Annotated in this window: 18 protein-coding genes; 8 read left to right on the top strand and 10 right to left on the bottom strand. The window is 47.5% G+C overall.

The window, feature by feature from the left end; translation table 11 throughout:
- Positions 1-58: 58 nt before the first annotated feature.
- From SK47_RS21925 to silC, 5 genes are all read right to left on the bottom strand, one after another.
- A complete protein-coding gene (locus SK47_RS21925; protein WP_045325888.1) occupies positions 59-499 on the bottom strand; it encodes a DUF411 domain-containing protein in 441 nt (146 codons plus the stop codon).
- An 85-nt stretch (positions 500-584) separates the two neighbouring features.
- Positions 585-3,731 carry a Cu(+)/Ag(+) efflux RND transporter permease subunit SilA gene (silA, locus tag SK47_RS21920; protein ID WP_045325885.1) on the bottom strand — a complete coding sequence of 1,049 codons (3,147 nt, stop codon included), beginning with the start codon at positions 3,729-3,731 and terminating at the stop codon, positions 585-587.
- 10 nt (positions 3,732-3,741) lie between these two features.
- Positions 3,742-5,034 carry a Cu(+)/Ag(+) efflux RND transporter periplasmic adaptor subunit SilB gene (gene silB, locus SK47_RS21915; RefSeq protein ID WP_045325883.1) on the bottom strand — a complete coding sequence of 431 codons (1,293 nt, stop codon included), beginning with the start codon at positions 5,032-5,034 and terminating at the stop codon, positions 3,742-3,744.
- Positions 5,035-5,147: 113 nt separating this feature from the next.
- Positions 5,148-5,501: a cation efflux system protein CusF gene (cusF, locus tag SK47_RS21910; RefSeq protein WP_004098961.1), complete on the bottom strand. Its 354-nt coding sequence runs from the start codon at positions 5,499-5,501 to the stop codon at positions 5,148-5,150.
- Positions 5,502-5,529: 28 nt separating this feature from the next.
- A complete protein-coding gene (gene silC / locus SK47_RS21905; RefSeq protein ID WP_045325881.1) occupies positions 5,530-6,915 on the bottom strand; it encodes a Cu(+)/Ag(+) efflux RND transporter outer membrane channel SilC in 1,386 nt (461 codons plus the stop codon).
- Between the two features lie 189 nt (positions 6,916-7,104).
- On the opposite strand from silC, the gene silR reads away from it, so the two are divergent.
- The 4 genes from silR (at position 7,105) to SK47_RS21880 (ending at position 10,433) form a co-directional block, all read left to right on the top strand.
- Positions 7,105-7,785 (top strand): copper/silver response regulator transcription factor SilR, encoded by a 681-nt coding sequence (gene silR / locus SK47_RS21895; protein ID WP_004118020.1) that lies wholly within the window; start codon positions 7,105-7,107, stop codon positions 7,783-7,785.
- Positions 7,778-9,253: a copper/silver sensor histidine kinase SilS gene (silS, locus tag SK47_RS21890; RefSeq protein WP_045325878.1), complete on the top strand. Its 1,476-nt coding sequence runs from the start codon at positions 7,778-7,780 to the stop codon at positions 9,251-9,253. The genes silR and silS overlap by 8 nt, the downstream gene beginning before the upstream one ends.
- A 250-nt stretch (positions 9,254-9,503) precedes the next feature.
- The gene (gene silE, locus SK47_RS21885; protein WP_045325911.1) at positions 9,504-9,935 is read left to right on the top strand and encodes a silver-binding protein SilE; all 432 of its coding nucleotides are present in this window, start codon (positions 9,504-9,506) and stop codon (positions 9,933-9,935) included.
- Positions 9,936-10,082: 147 nt separating this feature from the next.
- Positions 10,083-10,433, top strand: coding sequence for a CopM family metallochaperone (locus SK47_RS21880; RefSeq protein WP_015387186.1), 351 nt, complete (start codon positions 10,083-10,085; stop codon positions 10,431-10,433).
- A 389-nt stretch (positions 10,434-10,822) separates the two neighbouring features.
- On the opposite strand, the gene SK47_RS21875 is transcribed toward SK47_RS21880, so the two are convergent.
- On the bottom strand, positions 10,823-11,731 hold the full coding sequence (locus tag SK47_RS21875) for an HNH endonuclease (RefSeq protein ID WP_048245173.1): 909 nt from the start codon (positions 11,729-11,731) through the stop codon (positions 10,823-10,825).
- 637 nt (positions 11,732-12,368) lie between these two features.
- On the opposite strand from SK47_RS21875, the gene SK47_RS21870 reads away from it, so the two are divergent.
- Positions 12,369-13,343, top strand: coding sequence for a GGDEF domain-containing protein (locus SK47_RS21870; RefSeq protein WP_045325876.1), 975 nt, complete (start codon positions 12,369-12,371; stop codon positions 13,341-13,343).
- A 496-nt stretch (positions 13,344-13,839) separates the two neighbouring features.
- Entirely contained in the window at positions 13,840-14,730 is an 891-nt protein-coding gene (locus SK47_RS21865; protein WP_045325874.1) for a hypothetical protein, read from the top strand.
- A 155-nt stretch (positions 14,731-14,885) separates the two neighbouring features.
- On the opposite strand, the gene SK47_RS21860 is transcribed toward SK47_RS21865, so the two are convergent.
- The 4 genes from SK47_RS21860 to SK47_RS21840 all read right to left on the bottom strand — a co-directional run bounded on the left by SK47_RS21860 (position 14,886) and on the right by SK47_RS21840 (position 19,651).
- Complete coding sequence (locus SK47_RS21860) at positions 14,886-16,889, bottom strand: AAA family ATPase (protein ID WP_045325872.1); 2,004 nt, start codon at positions 16,887-16,889, stop codon at positions 14,886-14,888.
- A 10-nt stretch (positions 16,890-16,899) separates the two neighbouring features.
- Positions 16,900-17,385 (bottom strand): hypothetical protein, encoded by a 486-nt coding sequence (locus tag SK47_RS21855; protein WP_045325870.1) that lies wholly within the window; start codon positions 17,383-17,385, stop codon positions 16,900-16,902.
- A gap of 146 nt (positions 17,386-17,531) precedes the next feature.
- Positions 17,532-18,229 (bottom strand): IS1 family transposase gene (locus SK47_RS21850; protein WP_176691070.1). Its coding sequence is split into 2 segments (ribosomal slippage): positions 17,532-17,980 and positions 17,980-18,229, totalling 699 coding nucleotides; the frame shifts between segments, so codons are not numbered across the junction.
- 411 nt (positions 18,230-18,640) lie between these two features.
- On the bottom strand, positions 18,641-19,651 hold the full coding sequence (locus SK47_RS21840; RefSeq protein WP_045325859.1) for a RepB family plasmid replication initiator protein: 1,011 nt from the start codon (positions 19,649-19,651) through the stop codon (positions 18,641-18,643).
- A gap of 739 nt (positions 19,652-20,390) precedes the next feature.
- On the opposite strand from SK47_RS21840, the gene sopA reads away from it, so the two are divergent.
- Both sopA and SK47_RS21830 read left to right on the top strand, forming a co-directional pair.
- Positions 20,391-21,557, top strand: coding sequence for a plasmid-partitioning protein SopA (sopA, locus tag SK47_RS21835; protein ID WP_045325857.1), 1,167 nt, complete (start codon positions 20,391-20,393; stop codon positions 21,555-21,557).
- Positions 21,557-22,522 carry a ParB/RepB/Spo0J family plasmid partition protein gene (locus SK47_RS21830; RefSeq protein WP_045325856.1) on the top strand — a complete coding sequence of 322 codons (966 nt, stop codon included), beginning with the start codon at positions 21,557-21,559 and terminating at the stop codon, positions 22,520-22,522. Before sopA ends, SK47_RS21830 begins: the two co-directional genes overlap by 1 nt.
- Positions 22,523-23,061 lie beyond the last annotated feature (539 nt).

Below are 23,061 nucleotides of genomic sequence, written 5' to 3'. Positions count from 1 at the left end.
AATGTCGCCGGCACAGGAGTGCCTGCTGCCGACGTCCCGTTATCAGCCGTTCCGCTGACTATTCGATTCGCTGGAAGACTTTTTTACTGCCCTCCGGAGAGAATGCAATAACATCGTAAGCCTCTTTACGGGCCCCCATCTCCATTCCCGGGCTCCCCGCAGGCATGCCCGGGGTGGCAAGACCATAAATCCCTGAACCAGACTGCATTGCCTTATGTATCGTGGCTGCAGGCACATGGCCTTCAATGATCAAATTACCAGTAACTGCGGTATGACAGCTTCTCAGCTCAGCAGGAACAGCATATTTTTCTTTCAGGTCTGACAGGGCCTGATCGTTCATGACGTGGGTCCGCACCTCAAACCCGTCCTTTTCCATCGCCTTGCCCCACAGGGAACAGCAACCACAGTTTTCAGACTTGTACATGTCTATTACTTTTTCACCTGCCATTGCCGGAAGTGAAAGGCCAAAAGCCAGGGTCATTAAAATTATTTTTTTCATACTCACCTCTGTATGTTATCGATATAAACCCTGACGTCAGGGTGAATTTATGCAAAAGGACACCCGCAGGAGTGCCCTTTCAGGGTTATGACACGCTCTTTTTATGTCTGCGCAGCCAGATGAGTTTATAGGCGGCAGGAATAATGAACAGGGACAGCAGCGGAGCTGTGATCATCCCGCCAATCATGGGGGCCGCGATACGGCTCATGACTTCTGAACCTGCGCCGGTACCCCAGAGTATCGGCAGCAGACCCGCGATGATCACCGCCACGGTCATGGCTTTCGGCCGGACACGCAGCACGGCACCATGATAAAGGGCTTCATCAAGACCTTCCGGTGTGAACGTTTCTTTGTTTGACAGTTCCGGATGCGCTTCAATGGCATGACGCAGATACATCAGCATGACCACGCCAAACTCTGCTGCCACACCGGCCAGGGCGATAAACCCGGTTCCGGTTGCGACTGACATATGGAAGCCCTGCCAGTACAGGAACCATATCCCGCCAACCAGGGCGAACGGCAGACTCATCAGGATCAACAACGCTTCATCAACCCGGCGGAACGCCAGATACAACAGGATGAAAATGATCATCACCGTCATCGGCACCATCAATTTAAGTTTCTTGTTGGCGTGCTCAAGCAGTTCAAATTGTCCGGAGAATGACACGCTGGTACCCGGTCTCAGTTTCACTTTCTGACTGATAGCCGTTTTAATATCATTAACCACCGACACCATATCCCTGCCGCGCGCGTCAATGTAAATCCAGCTGGCTGGACGGGCATTTTCCGTTTTCAGCATAGTCGGCCCTGAAACGACCTTAATATCCGCGACATCGCCCAGCGTGATCTGCTGCTTCATCGGGGTCAGGATCGGCATCTGTTTCAATGCATTTGGACTGTTCCGATAATCCTGCGGATAGCGAATATTAATCGGGTAGCGGGCCACGCCTTCAACCGTTTCCCCTACCGTTGCGCCGCCGATGGCTGATGAGACAAACAGCTGTACATCACCGACAGTCATACCGTAACGGGACGCTTTTTCCCGGTTGATATCGATATCGATGTAACGCCCGCCTTCAAGTCGCTCAGCCAGGGCAGACACCACGCCCGGCACGGTTTTGGCTACCGCCTCGATACTCTGCGCAGTCGCATCAATATCGGCCAGGACAGTCCCTGAGACCTTGATACCTATCGGGCTTTTGATCCCGGTTGAGAGCATATCAATACGGTTACGGATTGGCGGAACCCAGAGGTTTGCCAGACCCGGTAAACGGACTGTCTTGTCGAGTTCTTCAATAATCTTGTCAATCGTCATACCCGGACGCCACTGATCCTCAGGTTTGAGCTGGATCGTGGTTTCCACCATTTCAAGCGGTGCAGAATCCGTTGCGGTCTCTGCTTTACCGGTCTTGCCAAATACAGAGGCCACTTCAGGAACGCTTTTGATTAACTTGTCCGTCGTCTGCAGGAGTGCTGCAGCTTCTGCCGGAGAGACGCCAGGCAATGTTGATGGCATATACAGCAGGTCGCCCTCATTGATCTTCGGCAGAAACTCTCCCCCCACCTGACTCAATGGCCATATAACGGTGAAAATGGACAAGGCAGCAACCAGCAGGGTTGTTTTTGGCCAATGGAGGACCCGCAGCAGCAATGGATGATACGCTTTGATCAGCACCCGGTTCAGGGGGTTACTGGTCTCGGCAGGAATTTTTCCCCGGATCCAGAATCCCATCAGGATCGGAATGACAATGATGGCCAGCGCGGCCGCTCCCGCCATGGAGTACGTTTTCGTGAATGCCAGCGGGCCAAACAGACGTCCTTCCTGACCTTCCAGGGTAAAGATAGGAATAAAGGACAGGGTGATGATCAGCAGGCTGATAAACAGTGCGGGTCCCACTTCCACGGAGGCGTCGGTAATCACCTTCCAGCGGGTGCCGTTGTCAATCTGCTCACCCGGATGCTGGTGATCCCACTCCTCAAGCCGTTTATGCGCATTCTCAATCATCACAATGGCGGCATCCACCATCGCACCGACGGCAATAGCTATCCCTCCCAGCGACATGATATTGGCGTTTAGTCCCTGGAAGTGCATGACGATAAAGGCGATACACAGGCCAAGCGGCAGAGAGATAATCGCCACCAGGGCAGAACGTACGTGCCACAGGAACAGGGCACAGACGATGGCCACCACGAAAAACTCTTCCAGAAGTTTGGAACTGAGGTTATCAATCGCCCGGTCGATTAACTGGCTGCGATCGTAGGTGGTCACGATTTCAACGCCTTCCGGCAGACTGGCCTTCAGCGTGTCCAGTTTATCCTTGACTGCTGTGATAACGTCGCGCGCATTTTTACCCGACCGCAGGATCACCACGCCGCCAGCAACTTCCCCCTGGCCGTTCAGTTCGGCAATACCACGCCGCATTTCAGGCCCGGTCTGCACGCGGGCAACATCCCGCAAATAAACCGGCACGCCGTTCTCGCCTGTTTTCAGGACGATGTTATTAAAATCATCAATGCTCTGCAGATAGCCGCTGGCGCGTACCATATACTCCGCTTCGGCTATTTCAACGGATGAACCACCGGCTTCCTGGTTAGATGATTCAAGAGCCTGTTTCACTTCGGGCAGGCTGATCCCATACTGGGACAGTTTTACCGGATTGACCTGAATCTGGTACTGCTTCACCACGCCACCGACCGAGGCTACCTCAGCCACGTTCGGGATGGTCTTCAGTTCAAATTTCAGAAACCAGTCCTGCAAAGAACGCAGTTCTGAAAGGTCGTGTTTTCCGCTGCGATCGACCAGGGCATATTCAAATATCCAGCCCACTCCCGTGGCGTCCGGGCCGATTTCAGAGCTCACACCCGCAGGCAGTTTGCCCTGAACCTGATTCAGGTATTCCAGCACGCGCGAACGGGCCCAGTACAGATCGGTGCCGTCTTCAAAAATGACATACACATACGAATCACCGAACTGTGAAAAGCCACGCACGGTTTTTGCGCCAGGTACGGACAGCATGGTGGTGGTAAGCGGATAGGTGACCTGGTTTTCTACAATCTGCGGGGCCTGTCCGGGATAGCTGGTTTTAATAATGACCTGCACATCTGACAGGTCAGGCAGCGCATCGACCGGCGTGTTAATTATCGTCCATGTGCCCCAGATGCTGAGAAACAGTGCGCCCATCATGACCAGGAAACGGTTGGCGACAGAGCGCCGGATAATCCATTCAATCATCGTCGTCTCCTCAGTGCCCTGAATGCATATTTACAGGCTGCTCAGACATTGCTGGCATACTGTTTTCTGTTTTTTCAGGGTGGCGCATACGTTCCAGCGCGCCCGTAATATTGGCTTCGGAGTCAATGAGGAACAGGCCACTGACCACCACGGTATCGCCTTCATTCAGGCCGGAGCCAATGCCGGACTGTTGCTGTGATTCATGCAGAACGTGGATCTGTTTCGGCACAAACTTGCCTTCATCATCAACAGTAATCACGCGCTGTTCTTTGCCGGTATCGATAACGGCCTGGCTTGGTATCAGCAGCATCTCCTGGCTTTGGGTATTCAGTTTGAGATAGGCATTCATGCCTGGCTTGAGAAACTCATCCTTGTTAGAAACCTGGAGGCGGACCTGAAGCGTGCGGGTTGTCTGATCCACGCTGGGAAGAATGTTCCATTTTTCGACATGGAATGTTTTATCCGGATAAGCCGGTACCGAAATTTCAAACTGCGACGTATCTTTCAGCAGATAGGCGATAGATTCTGGCACTGCAGCGCTGATCCAGACCGGGTCCATCCCCTGAATCTGAGCCACCACCTTATCTTTGGAAATATTCATGCCGGTGCGCAGGTCAAATGCAGTAATGACACCATCAATAGGTGCTTTAATGGTAAAACGGGTCTGGATTGTGCGGGTTGAACGCAGCCTTTGAATATCTTCTTCCGGCATACCAGCCAGACGAAGTCGCTCCAGAACCCCTTTTATCTGGGTTGGCGTACCGCCTGTACCGGATAACAGCAGAAACTCACTTTGTGCCTCAACCCATTCAGGAATGGTGATATCGATAAGCGGAGTGCCTTTCTTCACATGATCGCCAATCGTCAGGGGATACACTTTTTCAACGAAACCATCAGAACGCGCCTGCACAATGACAAACTGATATTCGTTGTAACTGACATTAGCCGGGATTGTCTGAGAATAATTCAGCATTCCTCGCGTGACTTTTTGCGTTTTTAAACCCAGATTCTGAACCTGAGTTGGATCGATACGGATCCCGCCACTGCTTTTATCGCCACTTTCATCAGCATATTTCGGCACCAGATCCATATCCATAAAGGGAGATTTTCCGGGTTTATCAAATTTAGTATCCGGTTTCATCGGGTCATACCAGAAAAGTACCTTTTTCTCCTGTGCCTTTTGTTCTGTTTGTACTGTTTTTTGTGATGAGTTTAAATACTGCCAGGCAGTAACCGATATCAGCCCTCCTGCTATGAGGCTGCTGATAATTATTGCAGCATATTTTATCTTTAAAGAAGCCATACAATTTCTCGCTGAAAAATCAAAACACCTGGCATATGCGCCCGATCATTCATTCACAGTAATCCCATAATGAATGTTCAGGCGCACTGGATGTATTCGCTCCGGAGTGTCAATCAGGATTGCGTAACGTTAATGCTTTTGAGTAAGGAGATATTGCCCTGCTGAATAAACGAGAAATCGACATGGTTGCCGGTTTTCAGGGCATTGATAGCGTCGTCTGCATTAACAAAAGTGAAGCGCATGGTCATTGCAGGCCAGCCCACCGCCGGGATTGCTTCGTGCGAAATGGTGATCTTTTTACTATTCATATCAATTTCTTTAACGATACCGGTGCCCTTGATAACCTGCTGTACCGAAGCATCACTGGCAGCATTCATATCGCCATGCTGATGTGTTTCAGCATGAAGACCGGCAGAAAACATGACAGAGAAGGCACCAAATAAAACGGCTTTAAGTGAATTACGCATTTTTAATTTCCTGATTAATTGAATAAATTTACTCTACCCAACCGCCACCCAGCGCGGTAAACAGATTAATTTCGTTAACCTGTCGGGAATAGGTAAGATCGAGAATGGTTTGCTGCGTCGCGAAGAGGGAACGTTCTGCATCCAGCACTTCGATGTAACTGACAGCACCACTTGCATACAATCCTCTGGCACGCTGTAGAGTTATCTGTAGTGAATCAAGATAACGCTGCTGTGACTCAAGTTGCTGGCTAAGGCTGTCGCGCAGCGCAAGCGTGTCGGAAACATCCTTAAAGGCTGACTGAATTTTTTGTTCGTAATTAACCACCGACTGTTGCTGGCGAATTTCAGCCAGCTTCAGATTGGCTTTGTTCCTGCCAGCATTAAATATAGGAATTTCAATTTTAGGAATAAAATTCCACATTCCACTTCCTGACGTAAAGAGGCTGGACAGCTCCGTACTGCTTGAGGAGAGACCACTGGTCAGGGTAATGGACGGGAAAAAAGCCGCTCGCGCTGCGCCAATATTGGCATCAGCCGCTTTCAACTGGTATTCCGCTTCCATAATATCCGGACGCTGCAGCAATATTTGTGACGACAGATCTGGTGGCAATTTTACTGGTGCGATCTCCCCACCTTTCATCCCTTTTTCTGACGGAACTGCGCGGTACGTTCCAAGCACCAGTTGCAGGGCATTGTTTGCCTGAGCCAGATCGCCTTCTCGTTTGGCTATTTCGGCGCGGGTACTTTCGATTTGCCCCCTGGCTTGTTCAAGCGCCAGAACGTTCGTACTCCCGGTCACCAGTTGTTGCTCAACGAATGCATAAGACTGTTCATAATTTTTCAGCGTTTCCCGCGCAATACGGAGTTGTTCGTACGCCAGTTGCTGGCTGAAATAGCTCTGTGAAACGTTGGAGACCAGCAGGATGTGTACGGCACGACGGGCTTCTTCGCTGGCAAAGTAGTTCTGGCGATCAGCCTCACTCATGTTCTTAAGTTTGCCAAAAAAATCGAGCTCATAGCTGAGCTCCAGACCCGCGTCGTACTCCTGCGTGGTCGGCTTGTCACCTTTCAGACCACCGCTGTATGTAATCCCGGATGAGGCATTCAGTTGGGGATAACGATCTGCATCCGTGACGTTGAACTGGGCCCGGGCCTCTTCAACCTTCAGGGCAGCCATTCTCAAATCACGGTTATTATTCAGGGCTTCACCGATCAGCCTGCTGACCTGGGGATCGACAAAAAAGTTTCGCCAGCCCGTATCCTGATAGCTGTTTACCGCAGGCGTCAGACTGTTTTTAGACAATGAAAACTGCTGGGGAACCGGAGCTGGCGGACGCTGATATTCAGGTGCCAGAGAAACACAACCTGCCAGGATGAATATGGTACTGATGCTAAGTAATTTTAATTTGAACATAACGCTTCTCGTACAGGCAGACCTGGTAAATGGTTCAATCGAAGTCCAGAGTATTGATAGGGATACTTTACCGAACGCTCTCTGTTTGCCGGGTGACAGGATAATGACAATGTTGTCATTTTTGCTGTAATCCGTTGATAACGATCGTGGGCGCAATAGAATGACATTAGCAGCCAGCCGGGGAGCAAGATGAAAATATTGATCGTCGAAGACGAAATTAAAACAGGTGAATATCTCAGCAAAGGGCTTACAGAAGCAGGGTTCGTAGTGGATCACGCTGATAATGGTCTTACCGGATATCATCTCGCCATGACCGCCGAGTATGATTTAGTCATTCTGGATATCATGCTACCTGATGTGAACGGCTGGGATATCATCCGTATGCTGCGCACTGCCGGAAAGGGTATGCCGGTCTTACTGCTGACGGCCCTGGGCACGATCGAACACAGGGTCAAAGGACTGGAGCTGGGTGCGGACGATTATCTGGTTAAACCCTTTGCGTTTGCCGAACTGCTCGCCCGGGTGAGAACTCTTCTGAGGCGGGGAAACACGATGATCACGGAAAGCCAGTTTAAGGTGGCTGACCTCTCTATTGATCTCGTATCCAGAAAAGTCAGCCGCGCCGGGAACCGCATTGTGCTCACCAGTAAAGAGTTCAGCCTGCTGGAATTCTTCATTCGCCATCAGGGAGAAGTTCTTCCCCGCTCCCTGATTGCCTCTCAGGTCTGGGACATGAATTTTGACAGCGACACTAACGCGATTGATGTCGCAGTAAAGCGACTCCGCGCTAAAATAGACAACGATTACGAGACAAAACTGATCCAGACAGTGCGGGGCGTGGGCTACATGCTGGAGATCCCGGATGCATAGCAAACCGTCCAGACGACCTTTCTCACTCGCTCTGCGGCTGACCTTTTTTATCAGCCTGTCCACAATACTGGCGTTTATCGCCTTCACCTGGTTTATGCTGCATTCTGTTGATAAGCATTTTGCCGAGCAGGATGTCAGCGATCTGCACCAAATCAGCACCACACTAAACCGTATCCTGCAGTCTCCGGTTGATCCGGATGAAAAGAAAATAAGCAAAATAAAGGAATCGATCGCCAGCTACCGTAACGTTGCTCTTTTGCTACTTAATCCCCGGGGAGAGGTGCTGTACAGCTCTGTGCAGGGGGCTGCTTTACGCTCTGCTGTGAGTTCAGCCGATTTTAGCGAGCATAGCCGTGCACGTGATGTCTTTCTCTGGACGGTGGAGGATCCTGCGAGACCGATGGATACCGGGTCCGGAATGAAGATGGAAACATACAGAATTATTGCCTCCTCTGGTCAGGCGATATTTCAGGGCAAACAGCAGAACTATGTCATGCTGACTGGCCTCTCCATTAATTTCCATCTCCATTACCTCGATGCGCTGAAAAAAAATCTGATTGCGATCGCTGTCGTGATAAGTCTGCTAATTGTTCTGATCATTCGCATTGCTGTCCGTCAGGGGCACCTGCCACTTCGTAATGTCAGCAATGCCATTAAAAACATCACCTCCGAGAATCTTGATGCGCGGCTGGAACCGACACGCGTTCCCATTGAGCTGGAGCAGCTGGTTATCTCGTTCAATCATATGATTGGAAAGATTGAGGATGTTTTTACCCGCCAGGCCAATTTCTCTGCCGATATCGCGCACGAGATCAGAACCCCCATCACCAATCTGGTGACGCAGACTGAAATCGCTCTGAGTCAGGATCGAACCCAGAAGGAACTTGAGGATGTCCTCTATTCCAGCCTTGAAGAGTATAACCGGATGACAAAAATGGTCAGCGACATGCTGTTCCTGGCGCAGGCGGACAATAATCAGCTGATACCTGACAGGGTTCGGTTTGACCTCAGAGCAGAAGTCATGAAAGTCTTCGAGTTTTTCGAAGCCTGGGCCGAAGAACGAAATATCACGCTCAAATTTAACGGGATGCCCTGCCTGGTTGAGGGAGAGCCACAAATGTTCAGAAGAGCGATCAATAATCTGTTATCCAATGCCCTGCGTTATACCCCAGAGGGACAGGCAATCACCGTCTCAATAAGAGAGCAGGAGAGCTTTTTTGACCTTGTGATTGAAAATCCGGGGAAACCAATCCCTGAAGAGCATTTATCAAGGCTGTTTGACCGTTTTTATCGGGTGGATCCGTCCAGACAACGAAAAGGAGAAGGCAGCGGCATCGGCCTTGCGATTGTGAAGTCCATCGTGGAAGCACATCACGGAAGAGTGCAGGTGGAATCGGACGTACGCTCAACTCGTTTTATCTTATCCGTGCCCAGACTTGAGAAAATGCTTCCGGAAACCCAATACTGAGAATAAAGATTTAAATGACAAAGATGTCATTAGCCTGTCATGCAGCAAACAGAAGCCATTCGATATAATTAGTGCAACTTATCAGGAAGGCTGGATTGCTTCATCAATACCCGTCGTCAGAGTACGCCAGGAAATGAATATCCAGTCCTCTCCCGGAGAAATAAACACTGCCGAACCTGTTTCAATTATGGAACTGAAAACACCGGTTGTACTTCCCCGGACATCACTAATTCAGAAATGGAGATTTATCATGAAAAATATCGTATTAGCATCCTTGCTGGGCTTTGGTTTAATTTCGTCGGCCTGGGCCACTGCAACCGTGAATATTCATGAACGCGTCAACAATGCACAGGCTCCTGCTCACCAGATGTTGTCTGCTGCGGCTCCTGTCGGGATCCAGGGGACTGCTCCTCGTATGGCCGGTATGGACCAGCATGAACAGGCCATTATTGCTCATGAAACCATGACGAACGGATCGGCGGATGCGCACCAGAAAATGGTGGAAAGTCATCAGAAGATGACGAGAAATAACACTGTATCCACGCCCGTTTCGTCAACGTCTTACGCTGCGATGGATGAGCATGAAAGAGCAGCGGTTGCCCACGAATTCATGACTAACGGTCAGTCCGGCCCACATCAGGCCATGGCCGAAGCGCACCGCCGTATGAGCAATGCAGGCTGAATGCGACTGTAGTATCCGTGCTTTTAACCTTTCCTTGATAGATTATTCCTTGACCGTATATGTGGCTACATTTTGGCCCCCATCAGGGGGCTTTTTTATCTGACTCAGCTACAATTAACCGGTAACTACCTTACAAGGAACTATTGTATGAAAATCAAAAATTCCCTATTTGTAATACTGATGTTATCCCTGCCTGCAATTTCTGCTGAACATTCTGAAATGAACATGTCAGATATGACCTCATCAGCATCGTCACAGGAATACATGGCGGGGATGAAAGATATGCATGACAAAATGATGGCCGCCGTTAATGAGCCAGATCCCGACAAGGCCTTTGCAAAAGGCATGGTTGCACACCATGAAGGGGCAATAGCAATGGCTGAAACCGAGCTGAAGTATGGAAAAGATCCCGAAATGAGAAAACTTGCACAGGACATTATTAAAGCTCAAAAAGGTGAAATTGAGCAGATGAATAAATGGCTTGACAGTCATAAATAATGAACACTGGAGTGTTGTCTTGCGCACCCTCTTAGGGTACCCCCGGACACGAAAACATATAGTACTTAACTAATTAAAAACCCGAATAATTTCGGGTTTTTAATGTGGCTTTCTTTTCTGAACGGAATAATAGTCATACAATTTAATTTTTTGTAATTATTCCTACTTTTAATCAGGTACTGGACGATGGATAACGACTCCCGCCTGAGAGGGAAAATCCGTCTGGTCACCTGGCGCTATACTTAACCGATTGATCGACATGCCATGCTGGTAAAATATTAAAATCCTCCCCCATAAATCTGAACCACATGACAGGATTGATAGTCAAGCAGTATTTCACATTCATTGCTAAAAATAAAAATAAAAATAAGCATGCATCTTCTCGAAGCTTAATTACCTTCCATCTTGTAAAAAAGAATCAAATCCTCTAATAATATCTCGATTCCCGCTTTTTTTAATACATCTTTCCGCTCGGCATATATTTTCCTCAACATATCTTCAAACCCCTTGCCAAGATGAATTTGTTTATGGCAGTTGCAACATAGTGATATGATATTCTCTTCCACATCCAGTGAATTCTCAAAATAGTCTTGCTTTGACATCGGGACAATGTGATGAGGTTCTGTGTAATTTAGGGGAGAGTTTCGCCTTCTGAACGTTGGATGGTCGCAATTAATTTCACATTTATAATCAGCTTTGTTAAGCGCATTTTTTGAAACAGATTTACTTCTTGGGTATGAGAGTCCATTTTTGACTTCTATTGCAGCTTTCTTAGGCTTCGCTTTTTCGCTATACTCAAATGTCTGAGTAACGTCAAAGTGATTACTTTCTTCTAGAGCAGTGATCAAATCATTATCTGAGTAAAAATCAATGCTTGAGCTTTCGTTCGTACTAAAAAAATCTAGTTCTTTTATTGCCTGAACAAGTTCTTCACGGATAGTCCATAAATTTCGCTTTGGGTTTCCTTTAATTTCTCTACTTTTCATAACTGTAATGAATTTTGTCCCGGAAGCAATCTTTCCGACTCCTTTAACCTCGAATCGGCCAAGCTGCTTCTGAACTCTTCCACCCAACCCATTGATTACACCATTAGCACTCATACTGTGCAGGTCGTACTTCTTGCCGATATCGAAACATGTACAGGAATGGTCTGGCTCAATGAACCATTTTTTTAACGCTGCAATACTTTTGTCATCAAAAACTTTTTTATCCATTAATAAAATCTTCCATTCTTCAACGCTAATATCTATATCACAGACGTATTCACCATCAATTACTTCACATATTTTTTCAATCATGTCCATAACTCTCTTGTAACACAGGCTTTGTAATAATGTAAAATCCGTTACACGGCGTTGTATGTAATGTCATTGTCTCTTGGACTCCTACAGTCCAAAACAACTTTGTGTTTTGTTGTCCAAAAACTTTTTGTTGCAGTGAGTTCTCACTGAGATAAATCTCGCCTTGAGCGTATCACATCAGCAGACTTCCTCTCAACCTTATGGACTTAACCCGGTCATTCTTCACGACAAAGAAAGTACGGCATTTTACATGACGAAGAGACGGTCTCAGTTTCACATGACCGGATAACGTTTTTAATGTACTTCATTATTACGGCACGGGTGTTCAAAGAGTATTTTTAAATATTAATCATTTTGTTTAACGGGTGGACACCTACAAATTTTAACATTTACTAATCAAGATAGCAGTTATACGTACTGTCCCGGCAAAAATCCTGAGGTTTACAGATTCCCTCACCGTAACAGACCCGGTCATTCCCCCTGGTCCTCCGGAGAGTCTAGTACGAGTGATAAACGTGAATTCCTGTACCTGAAGTTCAGCCGCTGGCAGATAAGTCGTGAACTATAATTACACTCAGTCAGATCCAAACACCTTTTCATCTGCATATATACTTTGTACATACCAGGAGATTACATGCAGGCACCCGGTATACCGGAGAATGAAGAACAGGGGCTGAAGTCCCTGTATATTACCGGCCTTCTTGATACCCGTGATGATGAGCGTTTTGAACGCCTGACGCGGCTGGCCCGCAAAGCCTTTCAGGTCCCGGTGGCCCTGATAAGCCTGCTGGATCGCGAGCGCCAGTGGCTCCTCGCCTGCCAGGGCGTCGGCGTGCGCGAAACCCCGCGTAACATCTCGTTCTGCGGGCATGCCATTCTGCAGGAGGGGCCCTTCATTGTTCACGACGCAGCTGCTGATGAGCGGTTCCGTGACAATCCCCTGGTCACCGGTGAGCCCCACATCCGGTTCTACGCCGGCCAGCCGGTGAGCCTGCCCGACGGCACGGTGGCCGGCACGCTGTGCCTGATCCACACCGTTCCCCGCGCCTTCACGGATGATGACATTGCGTCCCTCCGGGATCTGGCCTGTATCGTGGAAGACGAATTCGAGGCCATCAGTATGGCCATGACGGACAGCCTGACGGGCATTCCCAACCGGCGCGGGTTTTACCGCGCCGGCGAAAAACTCTTCCGCGCGATGAACCGGCAGGATGCGTCGTTCAGCCTCATCTATTTCGATCTGGACAGGTTCAAACCGGTGAACGATCTCTGGGGACACGCAGAGGGAGACGAGGTGCTGAAGGTTTTTGCCGGCTTTTTACATCAGCACCTCGAACCGGGCGAAATAGCAGGCCGCCTCGGCGGGGATGAGTTTGCCGCCCTGATCCGGCGAAACGGGAACACGAGTTCTTTTCTGCAAGCGCTGAGTGCCAGTTTGGATCATTACAATGACACCTCGGGTAAGCCCTACAACATCAATTATTCCTTTGGCGAACTGATCAATAACGCAGACCAGTACGCGACGCTGGCGGAAATGATCGGCAAATGTGACGAAGTGATGTACCTGAAGAAAAAACGAAAGACCCTCTCCCGGAAAGCAGAACCGTGACGCTTTCCTTCCCGGCTGCTCCCCTGCCCCGGGGTTCAGCCGGACGGCAGGTACAATATATTTAACCTCATGGCGCATAAAGTCATTTATATTTGCGCATGGCGCAATAATCCTCTCATCGCAACAATTACTCGTTTTTTGTGTCCATGCTGCAAAAATTCCTCTCTTCCTCTCCCGAGATCCGAAAAAAGATAAAGCCAGAAGTAGTTGATATCCACCTTCACACTCATATTGGGTGTAAGAGTGACTGAAATAGTCGTCATAGCCAAAACGACGCAGACAATATATGATTACCGGTGGTCATGAAAGTGGCATTCCTAGATTAATTATCATATCTTATATAAGAAGCTGGTTAAGCAGCCCTTCCGTTCGAATCTAGCTTTGCAAGCTTAAGGGGTGTTAATGCTGAACGTGACCTAGAATAAAAAAAATTTCACTATTGCTTTCTTCAACAACTTGAATGTCATCTTAAAAATAAATATTAAGGATTTCTTTTGTGGCAGATAATATAATTATTGATGAGAAAGAGTTAGTTACCTTAGTTGAAGTACCACTTGATATAATTGATCCTAATCATCGGAGTATTACTCCAGAAATGCGTAGAAAAATTTTAGCGCAACGATTCAGAAACCAGCTATATGCTGATGGCATCGAAACTGGACATCTTGAGGAGGTAAATGGAAAAGTTACTTTCAGGTCTAAGTTAACACTACCATCCTTTGCTGGTTTTGTCTTTGAAGCTTACTTGGTAAGTAAACTCAATGATAATAAAAAAATGGGGCAAGCCGCATTTACATGGTGTACACAAAGGTCAAGGTTGGCTTTATCGAGTGTATACGATCAATACAAAGCCATAGGGACTGGATTTATTAGCACTCATCAACTGCATCCCCATTTATATGCACCTCACAGTAGTTCTGATATCCGTTTTGTTAGAAAAAACCCCCAAAGTGGGGTAATAGAAACAGCATTAATACATGGCACACACAACATTGCTGGAATTCAGGTTAAGGCTATAAAAGGAAACTTAAAAAGCCAAATTATTGATCCTTTATTACGTGGGCAATATTCTCACGTCATAACACTTCTGAGGGATTACTATGGAACACCTACACGAACAGTTTGTTTGCGCTGGATTAATTTTGGCGTGCGAGATGGAAGTATCACTTCACTACAACGTGAGTTTCTTGAAGATCGGATAAAAGGCCCTGAGTTTTTAGGTATAGATCAACGCGATATTGATGACTACTATGACTATATCGAAGATTACCATAACGGGTACTGTTTACCTGATAAATCAATTTCCGATGCAACTTTCTCTGAGATTAAGCGGTACAAAGACCATAATGGGTTGTTAGTTCCTGATGACGTAGGAACAGAAATTTAAACAACTATGAAAGATAGAAGTAAAAATTACATCTTAGGCGCAATACATAAACATTCAGATTTATCACGATAACTACCTTAATGAATTCATTCAAGAGTTGAAAATATATAGGCCCGATTTACCGGGCCTTTTACTTACTGCTTAAGGATTAAAATTTAATTGCGGGCATTCATTCTTTTGTTTATCAGATCAAACAGCTTTTCAAAACGGTCCAGTTCTTCTTTGGACAATATCTGATTATCGCCATCTTTCATACGATTCATGAATGCGCGGGCGGGTTTGGCTTTCACAAAATGTTTCTTGTCTGCCGAGAAGGCACTTTCAATCTGTTTGACAATCCGCGGTATTTTATCATTCAGTTTGAGAGTAGCTGGTTTCAGATCATAGCTTTCATCAACCATCTGAAGGAAAGTCTCACGATTGAAGAGATCTTCGATATCGCACTCGTCACGCTTAGACTCCAACGCATCAGAAACAAATATTACGTTCTTTCTAGTAAGCATGCCCTGCTGCTGAAGCTCAGTTGAAGTCTCCCGGCTTTGCTTCTCATCATCCAGAAGCACAACAACATTAAGATTCTGAGAGGACAGAAGAGAAACCATGTAGGATACGCGCTGTGCCCCGCCGGCAGGGGTTATGGTGATTTTGCTGTTCAAGCCTTTTCTGCCGACAGACGTCAGCACATCTGAAATTGTACTGAGGTACCAGAAATCAGTAACGCCCTCAACAATCAAATTATGGGAACCAATAAATAACGACTGTGCGATGTCATAACCCAGCGCGGCCTGCAACGGGAATAAAGTTGTGGAATCCCCGCTGGGATCGTTGGTCACCGTCGTACCCTTATCCTCTGCAATTGACACAGTTTTTATATCGGAAATGTTTTTAATTGGTACAAGGAATGGAGAGTGAGTGGTATAGATAATCTGGTTATCAAAATCATTGGTCAGGTGATTAAGAAGATCAGCTTGAGATTTAGCATGCAAGTAAAGCCCTGGCTCATCCAGTAAAATAATAGCATTTTCTGCTGAGCCGCCCTTGGTATCAGCAAAAAATGTTATATAGAATGAGAAGAACCACTTAAATCCCCGGCTTCTTTCGTCCAGGTTCACCTCAACATCGTAGGCATTATTTGAATCCGAAACATATGTATCAAAATAATCACTGTCAACATTAAAACGGATTTTAAGAGGTTTATCCTGCCATAGCCTTCGGATTTCTGTCGTAACGACAGCTCCCGCTCTGTTTACAAGCTGATTTCGAACCTCTGAATTATTTCTGTTTGCCGTCAGCTCGGCAGGGTCAATCCCTGCCACCTTGCAAAGTTTCTCAAAATTGATATCGGCATTAGTTAATTTACCCTGCTGTTTACGATTATTATATTCAGCCATTTGATGGTGACCGTTCAGTTCAGGATATTCATCTACCATCACAAAGACAGGGATTTTTGTAAGGATCCATTCTCGTGCCCGTTGAGCTCGGGTAGAATCATTGCTTATCTCGTTAAGAGTATCCTCCAGTTCATCTAGAGCATCATCTGATTCCGACTTAAGCTCGATGTCATACTTAACCAGAAATTTTCTCAGCTCCTGAGGTTTACCCTTGGCCTGTTCTGACCAGCCAATTGGATCGTCCGGAATTGGAAGTAAGGCATTGCATATATCTCTGATAGCCTGTATATCAGGCTGGGTTTGTTCTGTTTTATTTTCGGGGTTATCGAAAAACAAATCAATTTGAGCCGTTATTTTACGGACTTCTTTTTTTATTTTTTGTACATCATATGCGAATTTTTCAAGTCCACTAAAACTGATGTACCTGAGTTTTCCATTGTATCGTCTACTGATGTCAACATAAGTAATATTTCGTGCACGTGGATAAAATGCACTGAGTTCCGCCAGTTCTGTCTCGGTTAATTTCCAGGTGGTATCTACAACGGGTGTGTCAGGAGTACATTCACTCAGTTTTCTATTCCTTGGGAAATCTTTTATATCATTGAGTTTGTCGAAACCTTCTGCCGGATTAAGGCTTTTAAGAGCAAGTAACAAATTTGTTTTGCCGCTTTCATTCCGCCCCAGAATTGCTGTCAGTTTCTCAGTGGTTATCACCCCACTGTCAAACACAGAGCGGAAGTTTCGAACACGAAAAGATTCCAGTTTCATCCATATTCTCCTATTTCAGTAATGCTGTGGCAATCGCCGTGGCGGAAGAAAGAAAGGCCAGCCCCAGTGCAGACCATATTTTAAGATTATTGGTTTTAATCTCGAAGCTGAGCCTTTTGTTCTGTTCTTCCACGGCAATCATCTTTGTCACGAGATCCAGCATAATACCCATCTCAGCCGCACTGACAGGAGGAGATTCACGGGCGTCAGTTTCATTATTCTTCCTTCTTCTGGCATAGCGGAGATGGATCATATACAGAGGCTCGCCCTGAGAACTGAGGTTGGAAGAGCGTCTGAAAAACGCCGGGTAAGAAGCAAGCACCCGCTCTACCTCCTGCATATCCATGCCGAGACTATCAGCTATATTTCTGGGAGTTCTGCTGTTCCAGCGTTCATGCGCCCCCAGATGCTGTATTAAAGCTGTCAGATAGTGGAAATCTCTGATAAAAGAGGGTTCGTTATGAGCGGGTTCATTTGATTGCCGTGCAAATATCATATTTATCCTTAAAAGATACGGACACTATTTACGAAAGCGTATCGGGAATACCATGTTCTTCTACGCTATGTGAGTCTGTATTTTAACCGGATTTTTAAATAACATCATTGTGGTTTTCATATCATGAATGCGGTAATGACTCCAACTTACTGATAGTGTTTTATGTTCAGATAATGCCCGATGACCTTGTCATGCAGCTCCAGCGATTTTGAGAACGACAGTGACTTCCGTCCCAGCCTTGCCAGATGTTGTCTCAGATTCAGGTTATGTCGCTCAATGCGCTGAGTGTAACGCTTGCTGATAACGTGCAGCTTTCCCTTCAGGCGTGATTCATAAAGCGGCCAGCCATCCGTCATCCATACCACCACATCAAAGACCGACAGCAGCTCCAGAAGACGCTCCAGTGTGGCCAGAGTACGCTCACCAAAGACGTGTGCCACCACCGTCCTGCGCATCCTGTCATAGGCGTAAAATAACCAGCGCTGACGTGATTTAGCCCCGACGTAGCCCCACTGTTCGTCCATTTCCGCGCAGACAATGACGTCACTGCCCGGTTGTATGCGCGATGTTACCGGCTCCGGCCTGAGTTTTTTAAGTGCCGTAAAATCGTGTTGAGGCCAACGCCCATAATGCGGGCACTGGCACGGCACCCAACCCCATTCATAGCCATATCAATGATTTTCTGATGTGTACCGGGTTGAGAGGCGGTGTAAGTGAAGCTGATTTGCCATGTTTTACGGCAGTGAGAGCAGAGATAGCGCTGATGTCCGGCAGTGCTTTTACCGTTACGCACGACGCCTTCGGTAGCTGAACAAGTGGGACATCTGATGGAAATGGAAGCCACGCAAGCACCTTAAAATCACCATCATACACTAAATCAGTAAGTTGGCAGCATTACCCCGCTCATTGGGCACCTCTCTTTAAGTCATCTTAAATGACTCTGAGGTGTCTGTTAAACCCGTGGCGATTCACCTTTGATCTCGACGGGTTAAGACCCTTTGTGAAAGTACTGGGCACAGGGCATCCGGCCTGACGCACAATGTTGACTGAGTGATGAAGGGACACATATCGCAGTGAAGATGTTCAGCAGACTGCCCGCTCTTCCACACACCGCAGTCAATATCAATACCCCGGTAGGCGTATCCGCATATCGCAGTCAAGGCAGGCAAAAACTAAATGGGATGATGAATCAGTATAAATTGACTGTGGTATGCAGAACGCATACCACAGTCAACAAACCCTAAAACGGCATACCTCAGTCATTTTCCGGTTTCACGCTGCCGAGCGCTTTTGCCAGTTTCTGAGGATCAATACCTGCAGCCTTCAGGGCTTTAATCACTTCGTCATAGTTCTGCTCAGGTACTTCCTCTTCCGGCTCACGAGGAACAACGACTTTGCTACTGATCAGTTTCGGATTACGGTAATGCACGCTGAAGTAGGTGGCCCGGCCGCGTTTGAATTCGGTGTAATCGAGATAGCCGATATCCTTCAACTGCACCATAGCTTTGCGCACCGTGTGGTTCTGCGTGTAGATGTTAGACGTCAGGTTGAGTCTGTCTCGCATACGCTTCATGGAGATTGGGGCCGGATTCTGCGGCAGGCTTTCGATGTAGGTATAGAGTGCCTGAGCGGACTCCTTACGCTGCAGGGCATCGATGGCCTTCAGACGCAACAGGACCCGTCTATCCATCTGATAAAGCTCAAATAGCTTGGGCTCTGCCCTGATCTCCACGACATCAGCAGTGATGTCGTAATAGGCAGACTGAACTAGGTGCGTAGTCCACCCTTTCGTTTCACTCTGAAACTTGAGGGTTACGGATGCCAGCTTGAACAGGGAGTTGCTGATCCTGTCGCGCATTTTCTTGTTAGAGCGCCGGGAGTCAAAGCCACACATTTTAACGAACTCAACAAAAGACAGCTTGAGCGTGTCATCCTTGACGCCAAAATCATACATTGAACGGATGATCCCAAGCCAGACTTTGAAGTCCGTATCCATATCGAGTCGCGATCCGGTGATCCTGACATCGGTATACCCTTCACTCCGGGCAATAGACAGCTGTACGAGCTCCTCAGTCGCATCCGTGACGTTTTTGCGGTTCGTCTTACTCCTGGAGGTCGATTTCAGTGTAGGAACGAACAGACCAAGCCTCATGAGTGCAACAGGCTGAACAGTACTGGCGCTGTTGACATCCAGCTTAACAACTTCGCCCGTTGTCTTGTTGACCTCCTGAAGATTCAGGGGTAACTCATTATTTTCCATAGCCATTTTATTAACCCGCGGTTATCCACAAAGGAAAGTATATACGCATATCACAGTCAACGGAAATACATACCCCAGTTAATACAATTGCATACCGCAATAGGTGATCCTGCACACAACAGTCAACATACCACACACCACAGTTAATGAAGACAGCCTCCGGGCTCAGGCGTAGCGGGGCGCTGCACGATCCGGGGATCTCTTTTTGATCTCACCATGATCTCCTTAAGGATCAATTACTGGATCGAAATATGGAATAACTGCCATCATCCCGTACATATGGACGACTGACATGACACAATATGAATCCTGGTACAACAACCCGGTAATACAACACCCTTAAAGTCAATTATCTTGACTGTGATATGCAGAAAAATACATTTCATTGCCCTTCTCTATTCCTGTTCTGCTTCATACCGCAGTCAATAATCTGCATACTTTAGTCAATTCCTCATCATTCAGATCCATCCGGTGGATCTTCGTTAGCTTCAGAGCGTCAGCCATATCCTGTTAGTACGCAGTAATTCCGCTTCCTCGACGCTTGCGCCTGCGTGCGCATGCTTTCTGCGGCGAGCGGATGATATTGACTGAAGCATGCGGTAACCTTCAGGTGGATGCTAAACTGATTGCGGTTACATTTTGATCAGCTTTGCAATTTTTAAGATGGTTTGCAATTTTAATGTTGCTTTGCGCCTTTCACCAAGATTTAATAGATTAATGCAAAGATGATAACAAGGAACAGAGAATGGGACTGATGGAAACGCTTGACCAGTGCATTACGGCCGGTCATGAAATGACGAAAGCTATCGCGATTGCACAGTTTAACGATGATAGTCCGGAAGCCAGGAAAATTACCCGTCGCTGGCGTGTGGGTGAAGCCGCCGATCTAATTGGCGTTTCTTCTCAGGCAATCCGTGATGCAGAAAAAGCAGGACGCCTTCCCCATCCTGATATGGAAATGCGTGGACGTGTGGAGCAGCGGGTGGGCTACACCATTGAACAAATTAACCATATGCGGGATGTATTTGGCACCCGTCTGCGCCGTCCTGATGACAGCGTTCCGCCCGTCATCGCGGTAGCAGCACATAAAGGGGGTGTCTATAAGACATCGGTATCTGTCCACCTGGCACAGGATCTGGCGCTGAAAGGGCTGCGGGTACTGCTTGTCGAAGGGAACGATCCACAGGGCACAGCCTCCATGTACCACGGCTGGGTCCCTGATTTGCATATCCATGCCGAAGACACACTGCTACCATTTTATCTTGGTGAGCGCGATGATGCAGCCTATGCTGTCAAACCCACCTGCTGGCCGGGTCTCGACATCATTCCGTCATGCTTGGCCCTGCATCGTATTGAGACAGAGCTCATGGGAAGGTTTGACAACGGGAAACTGCCGACAGAACCTCATATGATGCTTCGTCTGGCCATCGAAACGGTGGCTCATGATTATGATGTCATTGTTATCGACAGTGCACCGAACCTCGGTATTGGTACCATCAATGTCGTCTGTGCTGCTGATGTACTCATCGTGCCAACGCCAGCAGAGTTATTTGATTACACCTCTGCACTTCAGTTTTTTGACATGCTGCGCGATCTGTTAAAAAACGTGGACCTGCAGGGTTTTGAACCAGACGTCAGAATTCTTCTGACCAAGTACAGCAATAACAATGGCTCACAGTCACCCTGGATGGAAGAACAGATCCGCGATGCCTGGGGAAGCATGGTACTGAAAAACGTTGTTCGCGAGACCGACGAAGTCGGTAAAGGTCAGATCCGTATGAGAACGGTGTTTGAGCAGGCTATCGATCAGCGCTCATCTACAGGAGCCTGGCGAAATGCACTTTCTATCTGGGAGCCTGTCTGTAATGAAATTTTTGATCGTCTGATTAAACCTCGCTGGGAGATCAGATAATGAAACGTGCACCAGTCATTCCAAAACATACCGTAAAAGATATCCGCCCCGAAACTGAACCGTCAGCGGCACCCGCGGCACCGATGGTTGATTCATTAATTGCACGGGTGGGAGCTATGGCCCGCGGGAATACCATTCTGCTTCCGGTTTGTGGCCGGGAAGTGAAATTTGTTCTAGAAGCCATCCCGGGCGAGAGTGTTGAAACGGCATCAAGAGTCTGGTCAGGTAATGAACGTGACCAGGAACTACTGACCGAAGACGCGCTTGATGATCTGATCCCCTCTTTTCTCCTGAGTGGTCAGCAGACGCCTGCGTTCGGACGACGGGTAGAAGGTGTAATTGAGATTGCAGATGGCAGTCGTAGGCGTAAGGCCGCCATAATGACATCATCGGATTATCGCGTTCTCGTGGGCGATCTCGATGACGAACAGATGGTGTCGTTATCTAGGTTAGGTAATGATTACCGCCCAGTCAGTGCTTATGAACGGGGCAAGCGCTATGCACAGCGGTTGGAAAATGATTTTAACGGCAATATCTCTGCTCTGGCTGAAGCTGAGAATATTTCCCGTAAAATCATTACGCGTTGCATCAACACGGCCCATTTGCCAAAATCAGTGGTTGCCCTGTTTACTCATCCTGGTGAACTTTCCGCCCGCTCTGGGGAGTTGCTATACAAAACATTTTCGGGAAAAGAAGCTTTATTGTTGCAACGGACACAACAGCTTCATGAGCAAAAGAAAGCGGGAGTTATCTTTGAATCCGAGGAAGTTATTGGTTTACTGATGGATGTTCTGAAAGAGCCATCAGGGAAAAAAGTTAACCTTAATACCCGTCATCAATTTGTACCTGGTGCGACAGCCCTATACAAAGGCGATAAGGTGATTTTTAATCTTGATAAATCTCGTTTGCCTGCCGGGTGTATTGAGAAGATAGAAAACATACTGCGCGACTTACAAAAAGTTTAGACTGTTTAATGATACAAGCGAGCGTTATCATTAATTTCCAATATCCTTAATGCGTTATATGCTGCTTCGGAATATATACATCCGGAGCAGTTATTCTCTGCACTATAGCCCTGGTCGTTAAAAAGATCTGATTTCTTCTCCCAACCTGATTGTTACCACAATCTAAGATATAGTTTCTGCTACTTTTTCTTAACTAGTTCCAAGGTTCACCCCTCAACCTGCATATCAGAACTCAGACGGTAACCCATCCCGGAATACTGATTCCACACACAAGATTAACTGGGACCACGGTCCCACCTCCTACTTGCGTGGCAGAACTCGCCCGTCAACCCCACCGGGAATATCGATTCCACACACCGGACTTAAGTGGGACCATGGTCCCACCTCTTACTTGCGTGTCAGAACCCACCGACAACCCCGCTCAGAATGTCGATGCCACACACCGGATTTAACTGGGACCACGGTCCCACCTCCTACTTGCGTGGCAGAACTCGCCCGTCAACCCCACCGGGAATATCGATTCCACACACCGGACTTAA

The organism is Enterobacter sp. BWH52 (genome assembly GCF_001037565.1).
Classification (GTDB): domain Bacteria; phylum Pseudomonadota; class Gammaproteobacteria; order Enterobacterales; family Enterobacteriaceae; genus Enterobacter; species Enterobacter hormaechei_C.
The sequence above is the reverse complement of the archived record's forward strand: the minus strand, read 5'-3'. Positions and strand labels throughout refer to the sequence as shown.